Origin of the sequence: Mycolicibacterium iranicum, assembly GCF_014190915.1 — a bacterium.
In the GTDB taxonomy this organism is placed as follows: Bacteria; Actinomycetota; Actinomycetes; order Mycobacteriales; family Mycobacteriaceae; genus Mycobacterium; species Mycobacterium iranicum_B.
The window spans coordinates 174,855-188,858 of record NZ_JACHVU010000009.1 but is presented as its reverse complement, the minus strand read 5'-3'; the positions used below and the strand labels follow the sequence as shown (position 1 = coordinate 188,858).

The 14,004-nt window shown below is 68.0% G+C and carries 12 protein-coding genes; 7 read left to right on the top strand and 5 right to left on the bottom strand.

All coding sequences use genetic code 11. The annotated features are described in order from the left end of the window. The first annotated feature begins 109 nt into the window (after positions 1 to 109). Positions 110 to 1,420 carry a hypothetical protein gene (locus tag FHR72_RS19375; RefSeq protein ID WP_183471092.1) on the top strand — a complete coding sequence of 437 codons (1,311 nt, stop codon included), beginning with the start codon at positions 110 to 112 and terminating at the stop codon, positions 1,418 to 1,420. Positions 1,421 to 1,470: 50 nt separating this feature from the next. Here FHR72_RS19375 and FHR72_RS19370 read toward each other — a convergent pair whose 3' ends face one another. From FHR72_RS19370 to FHR72_RS19355, 4 genes are read right to left on the bottom strand one after another with little or no spacing between them, the layout of a single operon-like run. Then, positions 1,471 to 2,433: a Gfo/Idh/MocA family protein gene (locus FHR72_RS19370; protein ID WP_183471091.1), complete on the bottom strand. Its 963-nt coding sequence runs from the start codon at positions 2,431 to 2,433 to the stop codon at positions 1,471 to 1,473. Next, the gene (locus FHR72_RS19365) at positions 2,430 to 3,302 is read right to left on the bottom strand and encodes a sugar phosphate isomerase/epimerase family protein (protein ID WP_183471089.1); all 873 of its coding nucleotides are present in this window, start codon (positions 3,300 to 3,302) and stop codon (positions 2,430 to 2,432) included. Before FHR72_RS19365 ends, FHR72_RS19370 begins: the two co-directional genes overlap by 4 nt. Beyond that, entirely contained in the window at positions 3,299 to 4,324 is a 1,026-nt protein-coding gene (locus FHR72_RS19360; RefSeq protein WP_183471087.1) for a Gfo/Idh/MocA family protein, read from the bottom strand. The genes FHR72_RS19365 and FHR72_RS19360 overlap by 4 nt, the downstream gene beginning before the upstream one ends. Next, positions 4,321 to 5,499, bottom strand: a complete 1,179-nt coding sequence (locus FHR72_RS19355) for a phytanoyl-CoA dioxygenase family protein (protein ID WP_183471085.1) — start codon at positions 5,497 to 5,499, stop codon at positions 4,321 to 4,323. The genes FHR72_RS19360 and FHR72_RS19355 overlap by 4 nt, the downstream gene beginning before the upstream one ends. Positions 5,500 to 5,590: 91 nt before the next feature. Between FHR72_RS19355 and FHR72_RS19350 the strand changes: the two genes are divergently transcribed. The 6 genes from FHR72_RS19350 to FHR72_RS19325 all read left to right on the top strand — a co-directional run bounded on the left by FHR72_RS19350 (position 5,591) and on the right by FHR72_RS19325 (position 12,706). Next, complete coding sequence (locus FHR72_RS19350) at positions 5,591 to 6,598, top strand: LacI family DNA-binding transcriptional regulator (protein ID WP_183471083.1); 1,008 nt, start codon at positions 5,591 to 5,593, stop codon at positions 6,596 to 6,598. 343 nt (positions 6,599 to 6,941) lie between these two features. Then, positions 6,942 to 8,879 (top strand): 2-oxoacid:acceptor oxidoreductase subunit alpha, encoded by a 1,938-nt coding sequence (locus FHR72_RS19345; protein WP_183471081.1) that lies wholly within the window; start codon positions 6,942 to 6,944, stop codon positions 8,877 to 8,879. Positions 8,880 to 8,907: 28 nt separating this feature from the next. Next, complete coding sequence (locus FHR72_RS19340) at positions 8,908 to 9,990, top strand: 2-oxoacid:ferredoxin oxidoreductase subunit beta (RefSeq protein WP_183471079.1); 1,083 nt, start codon at positions 8,908 to 8,910, stop codon at positions 9,988 to 9,990. 32 nt (positions 9,991 to 10,022) lie between these two features. Beyond that, positions 10,023 to 10,625 (top strand): molybdenum cofactor guanylyltransferase, encoded by a 603-nt coding sequence (gene mobA, locus FHR72_RS19335; RefSeq protein ID WP_183471077.1) that lies wholly within the window; start codon positions 10,023 to 10,025, stop codon positions 10,623 to 10,625. A 1,015-nt stretch (positions 10,626 to 11,640) separates the two neighbouring features. Continuing rightward, positions 11,641 to 11,964 (top strand): transglycosylase family protein, encoded by a 324-nt coding sequence (locus FHR72_RS19330; RefSeq protein WP_183471075.1) that lies wholly within the window; start codon positions 11,641 to 11,643, stop codon positions 11,962 to 11,964. 241 nt (positions 11,965 to 12,205) lie between these two features. After that, on the top strand, positions 12,206 to 12,706 hold the full coding sequence (locus tag FHR72_RS19325) for a transglycosylase family protein (RefSeq protein ID WP_183471073.1): 501 nt from the start codon (positions 12,206 to 12,208) through the stop codon (positions 12,704 to 12,706). 21 nt (positions 12,707 to 12,727) lie between these two features. Here the strand turns inward: FHR72_RS19325 and FHR72_RS19320 are convergent, their stop codons facing one another. Then, positions 12,728 to 13,894 carry an FAD-dependent oxidoreductase gene (locus FHR72_RS19320; RefSeq protein WP_183471071.1) on the bottom strand — a complete coding sequence of 389 codons (1,167 nt, stop codon included), beginning with the start codon at positions 13,892 to 13,894 and terminating at the stop codon, positions 12,728 to 12,730. Between the last annotated feature and the right edge of the window lie 110 nt (positions 13,895 to 14,004).

Sequence of the window (14,004 nt, the reverse complement as noted above, 5' to 3'; positions counted from 1 at the left end):
TTCTGTGACGATGCGAATGAGTTTCTTGACGAATTCGCTGTACATGTCAACTTACTTCTGAGTAAATTACCGGCCCGTAGGTGTTTGCGTGCACATCAAAGGAGGATCCATGCACGTTGCAGTCAGGCCGTACTTGGCAACAGGAGTCGCGCTGGTCGGGGCGGGAGCCATTGCGGTGGCGCCCGTTCACCTGCCGCTGCCGGAGGTCGAGATCCCGACCGTCTCGTCCGCCGCGGTCCAGCTCGCCGCGCAGCCGAACCCCATCGCGCTGTGGACGCAGGTGTTCGGCGCGGCCATCGACAACATCGGCGGGCTCGGCGAAGAGGTCCTGTCCGATCCGCTGCCCGTGCTGCGGCAGATCCTGAAGAACCAGTTCGGGTATCTCCAGACGGTCGCCGCCGCGGGCAAGGGCATCATCGAGGGGTTGGCGGACTACGTCTCGCCGGACAACCCCTTCGGGCTGCAGGCGGGCATCCGGGACGCGTTCGCACAGATCGAGCAGGGCAACATCGCGGCCGGGGTCGCGACGCTGACCTCCACGCTCGTCCTTGGCCCGGTGATCAGCGGAATCGGACTCCCGCTGCTGCAGTCCGGGCTCCTGGAGGTGCCCGGAGCGATCGCGCAGAATCTGGCGAATGCCGTGGCAGCCCTGTTCGACAACGCCAACGCGGTACCGCTGCTCACGGCCGTGGTGGGCCCCATCGTCGCGCCGATCAACGCTTTCGGCGCCTCGGTGCAGGAGATCGTCGAGGCCCTCGGCGCGGGCGACCTCATCGAGGCGCTCACCGCCGTGATCAACGTGCCGGCGCGGATCATCGGTGCCGTGCTCAACGGCTACACCGACGAGCTCGGCAACACCCTGCCCGGCCTGCTGACCGTCAGCGACAATCCGTTCGGCGCAGGGCTGATTCAGGCGGTCTTCGTGAACATCCCGCGGGCCATCGCCGCGGCGATCGGCGCCGAGCCGGCCACGACGCGCCAGGCCGGCGTGCTCGACGAGGTGTCGTCGCCGACGATTGCGTCGGCCGCGACCGTCACGGTGTCGCTTACCGAAACCGGTTCGGCGACAACCGAACCGACTGCTGCTGCCGACACCGTCTCGCCCGACCCCGCCGAGGTGCCGGCGGCGCCGGCCGCCGAGGAGACGCCTGCTGAGGAGGCGCCGGCTGACGCTCCCGTCGAGGAGCCGACGGACGGCTCGGTCGAGGAGCCGACGGACGGCTCCGTCCAAGAGCCGACGGACGGCGATGGGGCCCCGGTCGACGACGGCCAGCAGGACGAGGCCGGGTCCGGGGCGGACGCCGGAACCGGTGCGCAGGAGGAGGACACCAGCGACACCGACGGCACCACCGACACCGACGAACCGTCGAACGACACGGGCGCCGCAGGCGGCGATTCCTCCGGCGGGTCCGACGAGTAGGAACCCAACGCATCAGGCCCCCCGCGGAAGCGGGGGGCCTGATCGCGTACTCAGCGGGGCTGCATACCCGCTGCGCGATAGGCCTCGTCGATGAGGGCCATGTTCGCGACGGCGTCGGCGGTGTCGAGTGGAACGGGCGTGCCGTTGCGGACATGGTCGGCAAAGGCGTGCAGCTGGTAGGTGTAGGAGGCCCGGGTGCCGTGATGTTCGACGGTCGTGCCCTCCGCGGTGCGCAGGGTGAGCCGGTCGTCGTCGCGGGGACTGATGAAGTTGTGCACGAACGCTTCTCCACGGGACCCGACCAGTCGCAGGGTGAACGAGTACTCGTCATCGACCATGGAATTGATCGTCAGGCCGGTGAGACCCGACGGGAACACCACGTCGGCCTTGAACCGCTCGTCGACGCCGGGGGAGCGTTGGACCGCGGAGGCACGCACGACAGAAGGTTCACCGAATCGCCGCATGATGTGCAGCGCATAGCAACCCAGGTCCATCAATGCGCCGCCGGCAAGCTCGAGAGACCACCGTGGATCGTCGGGTTGCGGTGTGGGCATTCCCATCCGGACCTCGATGCGGCGCAGTTCGCCGAGAGTCCCGTCGGTGGCCGACGACAGTGCCCGACGGTTGACGGGATGGAAGAGGTAGTGGAAACCCTCCATCACCGTCACGCCCGCCGCCTCGGCCTCCGCTGCGACCTGTGCTGCTTCGTCCCGGTTGCGGGCGAAGGGCTTCTCGGTGAGCACCGCTTTGCCCGCTGCCACGGCAGCCAGGTTCCACGGCGCGTGCAGCGCGTTGGCCAGCGGGTTGTAGACGACGTCGACGTCCGGGTCGTCGATCAGGTCCCGGTAGGTCGGCACCACCCGCTCGACGCCGTATTTGTCGGCGAAAGCCTGGGCGCGCAACGGATCGCGGGCGGCGACGGCGACGAGCCGGTGCCCGAGCTCCTGAGCGGGGCCGACGATCGCCGACTCCGCGATGCGTGAGGCACCCAGGACGCCGATCCGCAGCGTCACGAGGTGACGCCGGCGACCGCGCCCTGCAGAAACGAGACGCTGGCGAGGACATCGCCCAGCGGACCTTCACCGACGGGTTCGCCGTCGAGAATGTTGTCCTGCTCCATCACATACCAGCCGTCGAAACCGTGCTGTTCCAACGCTTTCACGATGCCCGCGATGTCGACGTCGCCGGCGCCCAGCGGCACGTACATGCCGGCCGACACGGCCTGGGTGTAGGTCAGCTCGCCGGACTGCACCTTGGCGGCCAGCGCGGCATCGACGTCCTTGAGGTGGGCGTGCTTGATGCGCTCGGGAACCTCTGTGGTCAGCGCCATGGGGTCGGTGCCGCCGATCAGCAGGTGTCCGGTGTCCAGGCAGAGCGCGATGCGCGAACCCGTCAACACGCGGTCCACCTCGGCGCGGGTCTCGACCATCGTGCCGACGTGCGGATGGAGCACGGCGGTCAGCCCGCGGGCCGAGACCAGATCGGACAGCCGATCCAGATTGGACAGCAGTGTCCGCCACTGCGCGTCGTCCAACCGGGGGCGCGTGTCGTAGCCCTCGGATCCGGTCGCCGCGGCCAGCACCACGACGCGTGCGCCGGCGGCGATCAGGGATTCGAGGGGGCCGGCGAGGTCATCGACGGGGTCGTGGTCGTCGCGGTAGAGGACGACCGGCACGAAACCGCCCACGCACGACAGGCCGTAGCCGTCGAGCAGTTGCACCAGCTCGGTGGTGTCGGTCGGCAGGAAGCCCTCCGGGCCGAGTTCCGTGGCGGTCAGACCTGCCTGACGCATCTCGGTCAGCACGCGATCCGCGCTCAGCTGGTGGCCCCAGCCCGGGACCTCGCATACTCCCCACGAGATGGGGGCACCGGCGATCTTCACTTCGTCGCCTCCTTGACGGCATCGATGCGGACCGGGGCGCCGGTGCGCAGGGATTCGGCGGCGGCTTCGGCGATCCATGCCACTTCGACGGCGTCGGCCACCGTGGCGCCCCGAACAGGGCCGCCCTGAACGACTTTCACGAATTCGGACAGTTCGGTGCGGAACGCCTCGGTGAACCGGTCCATGAAGAAGTGATGCGGTATGCCCGACGGGAACCCGGAAGCACCCGAGTTCGCCGGGTCCGCGTTGCGCACCGGCGCGCCCTGGTCCCATCCGGCGACGACGGTGTCGTCGAAACCGTGCACCTCCAGCCGGCAGTCGTAACCGCGTCCGTTGTAGCGGGCCGCGGAGACGACCCCGAGGGCGCCGCCGTCGAAGCGGACGACGACCGCGGCGGTGTCGACATCGCCGTATTCGGTGAAGAGGGGATCACCCTGAACGCTGCCTGTCGCGTACACCTCCACGACTTCCTGACCGGTGACCCACCGGATCACATCGAAATCGTGGACCGCGCAGTCGCGGAAGATGCCGCCGGAGCCCGCGATGTAATCCATCGGCGGGGGCGCGGGATCCATCGTTGTGCTGCGCACCGTGTGCAGGGGCCCGAGGGAGCCGCCGTCCACCGCGTTCTTGACCGCGGCGAATGCGGCGTCGAACCGGCGCTGATAACCGACCTGTACCGGAACGCCTGAGCGCGCGATGATGTCGGCCACCCGGGCGCTCTCGACTGCGCTCGCCGCGATGGGCTTCTCGCAGAACGTGGGCAGTCCGCGTTCGACGGCGGCCAGGGTCAGCTCCGCGTGCGCCGGTGTGGCTGCGGCGACGACAACTCCGTCGATCCCCGAGGACAGCAGCTTCTCCACCGAATCCGTGGGTGTGGCTCCGTATTTCGCGGCAACCGCACTGACGACGTCGGGCCGTTCATCGGTGACGACGAGGCCGGAGACCTCCGGAAGGTTGGTCAGGGTGTCGGCGTGGAAGGCGCCGATCCTGCCGAGCCCGATCAGGCCGAGGGTGGTCATGGGTTTCTCCGTTCGTCCTGCGCGCGCAGCGCATTGTCGAGTTGTGCGGGGCTGAGGTCGTGGGCGAGGGCGTCGAGCACGATGTCGACCTGGCTGGGCGGGGCGAGGCTGCCGAGGGGCTGGTCGCTGTCGAGGTTGGTCGGGAACGCGTAGCCCTCGGCGGTGGCGACGACGGCGTTGACGATGTCGCGGTGTGGACGTCCTGCGGCCTGCATCGCCAGCAGCGACGGGTAGACCGCGCGGACCATCGCCGTGCGATCCATCGCCTCCATCGCCCGGCCGAATGGGGAACTGATCTGCATCAGGTTCGCGATGCGCCGGACGTCGGACGACGAATTGGTGCCGGCGCCGTGGTAGAGGGCGGGGCTGAAGAACACCGCATCGCCCTTCTGCAGCGGGAGTTGCACGTGGTGGGCCGCGAAGTAGTCCACGAACTCGGGACGGTTGAACGCGATGTAGCCGCCGCGGAACCTCTGCGAGTGCGGCAGCAGCATGGTGGGCCCGCTCTCGACCGGCATGTCGCAGTGTGCGACGGCGCCCTGCAGGGTCAACGTCGGCGACGTGCGGTGGATGTGTGCCGGATAGTCGGCGAGGTGCGTTTCGGGCACGAAGCCGAGGTGGTAGTCGCGGTGGGGGACCTGGGCGCGTCCGCCGGGGTTGACGACATTGACCTGAGAGGTCACCTGGTATCTGGGTCCCAGCCACGCCTGACAGACCAGTGCCAGCGCATCGTTGGCGTAATAGTCGGCGAACACCGCCGGGTCGTGGAGGGCGAGTTTCTGCGCCGCATTCCAGATCCGGTCATTGGCACCGGGTTGGCCGAAATGGTCGCCGGCGACCTCACGGCCGGCGCGCTGGGCCTCGATGAGCGCGAAGAAGGCGTCGCTGGCGCGGTCGACGACGGCGGCGTCGAACGCGTCGGTGAGCACCACGACGCCCGGGCCGTCACTCAGCGCCCGGATCAGTTCGGCCTGGACGGCTCGCCGGCCGTCGGCCCGCAGCAGTGCCGGCGCCGAGTACACCGGGACGTTGTCGCGCACCTCGGCGGCGTGGGGGTGATCGGCAGGTTCGGTGTGCCGCTCGACCTGCGCCCGGAAGTCGTCGAGGTCGAAGTCGGACTCCTCGAGCCACGGCGCCGCCACAATGCGTCCGGCGATGTCGAGAGGTGTTGCCATGCCCGCTAGTCTTGCTGTGATCGAGACCGCAATCAACCGCAGAAAACCATCAAAAACACCTCACAATCTGGCCCTGGCCGAAGGGGATGACGTGCCGCACCGCTACAAGGTCCGCGAGATCGCCCAGCAGTCTGGGCTCAGCGAAGCGACAGTGGACCGCGTCCTCAACAACAGGCCCGGGGTGCGCGAGAACACCGTGGCCGAGGTCAGGCAGGCGATCGCCGATCTGGACAAGCAGCGCGCGCAGCTGCGTCTCAACGGCCGCCGCTTCCTCGTCGACGTGGTGATGCAGACCCCGCAGCGCTTCTCCGACGCCTTCCGTGCCGCGGTCGAGGCCGAGCTGCCCGCCTTCGCCCCGGCGATGGTGCGCGCGCGATTCCACCTGTGGGAGACAGGCTCCACCGCCCAGATGGTCGATGCCCTGACGCGTATCCGGGGCAGCCACGGTGTGGTCCTCAAGGCGCAGGACGAGCCCGACGTCGCCGAGGCCGTCAACCGTCTCACCGAGGCCGGCGTCCCCGTCGTCACCTACACCACCGACGTCCCGGCCAGTTCGCGCTGCGGATACGTGGGTATCGACAACCACGGCGCGGGCGTCACCGCCGCGTATCTGGTCGAGCAGTGGCTCGGCGCCTCGCCGTCCGGGGTGCTGATCACCCTGAGTCGCACGGTCTTCCGCGGCGAGGGCGAGCGCGAGGTCGGGTTCCGGTCGGCACTGCGCGGGTCCGGACGACCCGTCGTCGAGGTCAGCGAGAGCGACGGTATCGACGCGACTAACGAGCGCCTGGTCCACGATGCGCTGGCGGCGAACCCGGGCGTCGAGGCCGTGTACTCCGTCGGGGGCGGCAACGTGGCGACGGTGTCGGCGTTCGAGAAGTTGGGCCGAACCTGCCGGGTCTTCGTGGCCCACGACCTCGATGCCGACAACCGGCGTCTGCTCAGGGACGGCCGGATCTCGGCGGTTCTGCACAACGACCTGCGTGCCGACGCGCGCCAGGCGATCCGTCTGCTCCTGCAGGAGCAGGGCGCTTTGCCCGTCGAGCCGGCCCGGCCGGTTCCCATTCAGGTCATCACGCCGTACAACATGCCGATCCCCTGACGAAATCGGTCAAAGCAGTGCTAGCTGGCTGCTACTGATTGGTAACTTTTTCTAAGAATCCTCGACCCCCGCGACATGTCTCGTGAACGTGACGAACAACACACTTTTGTCTCATGGTCGCGGTCGGCGATGCGCTGAGCAGCGCGTTCTGTCGGCGTCTACCTGCAGGCAACCTTCGCGCCCGGTATAGGGCTACCTAAGAGAAGTGCAATAATCGGTACTGACAGTGACACCAAACTTTGGTGGACGACCACTGGCGGCGCGTCACAGTGACTGCGACTCGGTGGGACTTCGCCAGATGCGGGCCCCGACAGCACCCGGGGACGACACGGAAGGCAGGCGAGTGGGAGAGAACGGCAGCGTGGCCGGGAGCACCGCGGGGGCCCCTCGGCAGAAGCTCGAGAAGGTTGTCATCCGATTCGCCGGCGACTCGGGCGACGGCATGCAGCTGACCGGCGACCGCTTCACCTCTGAGGCGGCCCTGTTCGGCAATGACCTTGCCACCCAACCCAATTACCCCGCCGAGATCCGTGCCCCCCAGGGCACGCTGCCCGGTGTGTCGTCGTTCCAGATCCAGATCGCCGACTACGACATCCTCACCGCCGGTGACCGTCCCGACGTGCTGGTCGCGATGAACCCGGCCGCCCTGAAGGCCAACGTGTCCGACCTCCCGCGCGGCGGTCTGATCATCGCGAACTCCGACGAGTTCACGAAGCGCAACCTCGCCAAGGTCGGTTACGACGCCAATCCGTTGGAGAGCGAGGAGCTGTCCGACTACGTCGTGCAGGCGGTCCCGATGACGACGCTGACGCTGGGCGCCGTGGAGGCGATCGGCGCGACCAAGAAGGACGGTCAGCGCGCCAAGAACATGTTCGCGCTCGGTCTGCTGTCCTGGATGTACGGCCGCGAGCTCGAGCACAGCGAGTCCTTCATCCGCGAGAAGTTCGCGCGCAAGCCCGATGTCGCCGAGGCGAACGTGCTGGCGCTGAAGGCGGGCTGGAACTTCGGCGAGACCACCGAGGCTTTCGCGACCACCTACGAGGTGTCGCCGGCGAAGCTCAAGACCGGTGAGTACCGCCAGATCTCGGGGAACACGGCGCTCGCCTACGGTCTGATCGCCGCGGGGCACCTGGCCGACCTGCAGATCGTGCTGGGCACCTACCCGATCACCCCGGCGTCGGACATCCTGCACGAGCTCTCGAAGCACAAGAACTTCAATGTGATGACGTTCCAGGCCGAGGACGAGATCGCCGGCATCGGCGCAGCCATCGGCGCGTCCTACGGTGGCGCGCTCGGTATCACGAGCACCTCCGGCCCGGGCGTGTCGTTGAAGTCCGAGGCCATCGGTTTGGCAGTGATGACCGAGCTGCCGCTCGTCGTCGTCGACGTGCAGCGTGGTGGCCCCTCGACCGGTCTGCCGACCAAGACCGAGCAGGCGGACCTGCTGCAGGCGATGTTCGGGCGCAACGGCGAGTCACCGGTGGCCCTGCTCGCGCCGCGCTCGCCCTCGGACTGCTTCGACATCGCAGTCGAGGCCGCACGCATCGCGATCAACTACCACACGCCGGTGATGATCCTGTCCGACGGCGCGATCGCCAACGGCTCTGAGCCGTGGGCGATCCCGGACATCTCGACCTACGAGCCGATCGAGCACACCTTCGCCAAGGAGGGTGAGCCGTTCCAGCCCTACGCCAGGGATCCCGAAACACTGGCCCGCCAGTTCGCCGTCCCCGGTACTCCGGGCCTGGCGCACCGCATCGGCGGTCTGGAGTCGGCCAACGGTTCGGGCAACATCTCCTACGAGCCCAAGAACCACGACCTGATGGTGCGGCTGCGTCAGGAGAAGATCGCCGGCATCGCCGTGCCCGACCTGGAAGTGGACGACCCCACCGGTGACGCCGAGCTGCTGATGCTCGGCTGGGGCAGCAGCTACGGTCCGATCGGCGAGGCGTGCCGGCGCGCGCGGCGCAACGGCATCAAGGTCGCCCATGCTCAGCTGCGCCACCTCAACCCGTTCCCCGCCAACCTCGGCGAGGTGCTGACCAAGTACCGCAAGGTGGTCGTGCCCGAGATGAATCTCGGCCAGCTCGCGCTGCTGCTCCGCGGCAAGTACCTGGTCGACGTGCAGTCGGTGACCAAGGTCGAGGGAATGGCGTTCCTGGCCGACGAGGTGGAGGGCATCATCGACTCCGCCCTGGATGGCACCCTGGCCGAGAAGGAAATCGAGAAGGCGAAGTTCGCGCGGCTGGCCGCGGCCACTGTCGAGGCAGTGAACGCATGACCGACGAGCGCACGCGCGAGGAGGCGAAATGACTGACTTGATCGGCAGTGACCTGGGGCTGACGGCCGCCGAGCTGACGAAGACCAGCCTGGTGCCCAAGACAGACCAGCCGCAGAAGGGCAAGGACTTCACCAGCGACCAGGAGGTCCGCTGGTGCCCCGGCTGCGGTGACTACGTCATCCTGAACACCATCCGCAACTTCCTGCCCGAGCTCGGGTTGCGGCGCGAGAACATCGCGTTCGTCAGCGGCATCGGCTGCTCCAGCCGGTTCCCGTACTACCTGGAGACCTACGGGTTCCACTCGATCCACGGCCGCGCTCCGACCATCGCGACCGGTCTCGCGCTCGCCCGTGAAGACCTGTCGGTCTGGGTGGTGACCGGTGACGGCGATGCGCTCTCGATCGGCGGCAACCACCTGATCCACGCGCTCCGCCGCAACATCAACATCACGATCCTGCTGTTCAACAACCGGATCTACGGGCTGACGAAGGGCCAGTACTCGCCGACGTCGGAGACCGGCAAGGTCACGAAGTCCACGCCGATGGGCTCGCTGGACTACCCGTTCAACCCGGTCTCGCTGGCGCTCGGCGCCGAGGCGACGTTCGTCGGCCGCGCGCTGGACTCCGACCGCAAGGGCCTGTCCGAGGTTCTGCGGGGAGCCGCCGAACACCGTGGCGCGGCCCTCGTCGAGATCATGCAGGACTGCCCGATCTTCAACGACGGCTCGTTCGACGCACTCCGTAAGGAGGGCGCCGAGGAACGTCTCATCAACGTCACCCACGGCGAGCCGATCACCTTCGGCGCCGACGGCGAATACTGCGTCGTCAAGTCCGAATACGGGCTGGAGGTCGCCAAGACGGCCGACGTGTCCAGCGGGCAGATCGTCGTCCATGACGCCACCCGTCAGGACCCGGCGTACGCCTTCGCGCTGTCGCGCCTGTCCGAGCAGAACCTCGACCACATGGTCATGGGAATCTTCCGGAAGGTGAACAAGCCGACCTACGACGACGCGGCCCGCCAGCAGCTCTCGGCGGCCCGGGAATCCAGGGCCCACGACACCGCCGCCCTGCAGTCCCTGCTGCGGGGCAAAGACACCTGGACTGTTGACTGACTCAGCCTAGGTAGCTGCGCTAACGTCGCGGTGTGACGTCATCGCTGCCGTTGGCCGCCGTTGTCCTTGCCGGTGGGGCTTCGCGCCGGATGGGCCGCGACAAGGCGACCCTGCCGATCGACGGTCCCGGGGGTGCGACCACGCTCGTGGAACGCACGGTCGAGGTGGTCGGCGCCCGGTGTGAGCCGGTCTTCGTCGTCGCCGCGCCGGGCCAGGCACTGCCCGTTCTGGACGCCGTGCTGCTGCGTGACGAGGTCGGCGGGGTCGGGCCCCTTCTCGCGACGGGCCGGGGCCTGCGTGCTGCTGCCGAGGCCGGCCTTCCCTACGCCTTCGTGTGCGCCGTGGACATGCCGGCGCTGACGCCCGAGATCATCGATCTGGTGGCCGACCCGGCGCGTCGTCTGAACGTCGACGTGGTGGTGCCGTGGGACGGCCGTGACCACTACCTGGCCGGTGTCTACCGGACCTCACTGCACGCTGTCGTGGGCGAGCTCGTCGCTGCCGGGCAGCGCAGCATGCGGGCATTGGTGGACGTCGTCGACACCCAGCGGATCGTGCTCCCCGAGCAGCCCGCCCTCGCCAACGTCAACACCGCCGCCGATATGGATGCCGTGGTGCCCCCGCGATTGGGCTAGCAAACACCGATACGACGCAGAGGCGGTATGCCGTGAGTTCTGCGGACAATCGGAAGACGGCGAATCGGTGCGCAGGATCGTGATCGGATCGGGTGCCCGGGCTGAATCCGCCGACACCTTTGCAGGTGTGCTTCACCCGACGTGATGAAGACGCCTGTGCGGGAACCGAATTCATTAGCATCAGGGCGAAACCGGTGCGCATAACGCATTTTTCTTGACCCGGGACGAACACACTCCGCCGTGCCGCGCGGAGATGTCACCCTGATGGCATTGTTGCGCAACGACATTGACGTTCCGGAGTTCGTCGACACGTCCCGCACCTGCCGCGGGTGGAAGGTTCTGCGCGCCGAACACAGTGCACGCGTGGACCTTCGGGCAGCCGCCGCCGGGTCTGACATCGTGTACCGGAACAGACGTTGTGCGTGCCCGCGCGAAAGTCATTGTGTAGTGCAGCGAAACAAGGGTAACCACCGCGCCTGAGGGGGCGACACCCAGCGAACCGCGGAGCGCTCTCAGGCCGTCTTCTGCCCTGGGGCAGTCTCGTTCCGGGCAATCGCCCTCCGGTGGCGGCCTGCGGACCGTGGTGCACGCCACAAATGGCCGGTGATTTGGCTCACTTCGGCTAAGTACCCGCCTGGATCCGGCAGGCGCGTCAAACAAACGGTTGACCTGCACAAAAGACAGAAATAATCCGTCGTGATCATTCCGTGATCTGCTCGCGACACGTTCTCGATCGAGATGACTTTGCCGAAATGGGTTTGTACGGTCCCAAACAGCTTCTTACGGAGCAAATAATTCAAAACCACGAACCAGCGTGTGAGTGGGAACCCCGGGCGGCAGGCGCCGCCCGTGGCTGCCGGGTCTGAGGCCCGGTGAGGTCCGAGTCGACCTCCCCTGTCGTGCCTGACCGAGACGGCACGAACCGACAACACCGCCTGCCCTGCAGGCATCACGCCCGGACGACCTGTGTGTCGTTTCGGGTGTCGTCGGCGCGCGCTCGGCGAAAGGATCGAAGTTGAAGAACATCCGCACAACGTTTGGTCTGGCCACCATCGCTGGAGCGCTCGCAGTGGCGCCCATGGCCCTGGCGACCGGCACCGCGAATGCGGACGGCGTGAACTGGGACGCTGTCGCCGCCTGCGAATCGGGCGGTAACTGGGGGATTAACACCGGCAACGGCTACTACGGCGGCCTGCAGTTCACCATGGGCACCTGGCAGTCCAACGGTGGCTCGGGATCCCCGCACAACGCCAGTCGCGAAGAGCAGATCCGCGTCGCCAACAACGTCCTGCAGACGCAGGGCATCGGTGCGTGGCCCGTCTGCGGCACGCACGGCTGACGCCACCCACACCACAAAAGCGGTGCCGACCCTCGGTCGGCGCCGCTTTTGGGTTTTGCGGAGGCAAATACCTCTTTCTTCTCAGAAGCCCCTTACGTCATATAAGCAACTGCTAAAACTTTCGCCTCTTCGGTAACAGGTGACCCGCATCACTCGACACTGCAGGTAGCCGCACCGTGAAAGAGCAGCACTTTTCACCTGCGGGCCTTGTGTCACAAACGGTCGGGGAAGGACCGCAGAGATGAATGTTCGTCAGATTGTCAGCAAGGGCCTCATGGCCGCCTCGATCTCCGGAGCGCTCGCCGCTGTTCCGATGGCGATGGAGGGCGGCACCGCCACGGCTCGCGCCGACTCGGTCAACTGGGACGCGATCGCGCAGTGCGAGTCGGGCGGTAACTGGGGGATCAACACCGGTAACGGTCATTTCGGAGGACTGCAGTTCAAGCAGACCACGTGGTCGGCCAATGGCGGGATCGGCAACCCGGCGGCCGCGCCGCGGCGCGAGCAGATCAGGGTCGCCGAGAACGTGCTGCGCACCCAGGGTCTGAAAGCCTGGCCGAAGTGCGGAGCCAAGGGCATGGCCGCCCAGGTGTGGGGTAGCCCGGCCACTCAGGCGCCGGTGCCGGCCACCAGGCCCGTCGCCACGAACGGATGCGCAGGGATGCCGACCTCGGTGCTCGGCGGAATCGTCGATCTCCGCAAGATGTGCACGGCTCTGTTCGTGCCGCGCTCGGCGCGCTGAGCCGGGCGCCTCACTCGCCCTTCAGCCGGCGACGTCGGTGGCGGTCGGCAAGACGAATGCCGACCTCGCCGCGATCCACGCGAGGTGCGACGTCACCGCGCGCTCCGGGATCCACGCCGTGGCACGGCCGGCGAGCCCGCCCAGGGCCGCGGGCCGGAGGTTGATGATCCGGCCGATCATCTGCGCCTCGCGGACCAGTGGCCGCACCCGCCGGGTGCGGAACGCGCCGAAGCGGTCGAACGCGGTCGGCAGGTCCGGAGCCAGCTCGGTGAAGCGGGCCAGAATCGCGGCGTCCTCGATGCCCTGACAGCCTCCCTGGCCGAGGTGGGGCCGCATCGGATGCGCCGCATCGCCGATGAGCACGGCCGGCCCCTGCGACCAGTGCCCCGCAAGGGCACGGTCGTACAGGTCGTTGCGCAACAGGTCCTCGGGGTCGGTGTGCGCCACGAGTGCCGGGATGGGATCGGCCCAGCCGGCCAGCTTGGCGGTCAGATGAGCGTGCTCACCGTCCGGTGCCCGCGTCCCCTCGGGTGCGCGCTCGGTGGCGAACCAGTACGTGTGGTCGGGGCCCAGCGGCACATGGCCGACCTGGGTTCCCGGCCCCAGCGTCTCACCGCCCAGCTCAGGGTTCAGGGCATACCGGGCGACCCCGCGCCAGGCGGTGTATCCGGTGTATCGGGTTCGCAAGGCGCCGTTCAGCGTCCGCGCCACCACCGAATTGACCCCGTCGGCGCCGACCACCGCATCCGTGGTGCGCGAAGTGCCGTCGGAGATCTGCACCTGCACCGATGCTCCCGCCAGTGACAGTCCCGTCGCCGCAATCCCCGTGTCAAGGCTGCGTGGGGCCAGCGCGGATCGCAGGATGTCGGTCAGCGCGGACCGCCGAACCACGACCAGCGGCTCGCCGAGTGCGTCGACGATGCGTTGCGTCGCCGGTCGCCGCAACCAGGTGCCGTCGCGCCACCGGATCGCCCCCGCGGTCACCCGTCCGCCGGCCTGCCGGACGTGGTCGCCGACGCCGATCTCGTCCAGCGCCGCGAGAGCGTTGGGCCAGATGCTGATTCCCGAACCTGAGCCGAGGTCGGTGCGCTGCTCCAGGACGGTCACCGAGTGACCGGCACGCTGCAGCGCCACGCCTGCGGCGAGGCCGGCGATACCCGCGCCGACGACGGTGATGTGCGCTGGCATGTCGTCGACCTTATCGACGTGGTGGGTCGGGGCGGCCACCGTCGCGGCCCCGAAGCCCGGCCGTCGCGGCCCCGAAGCCCGGCCGGGCTTCGGTCCCGAACCCCGGCCGT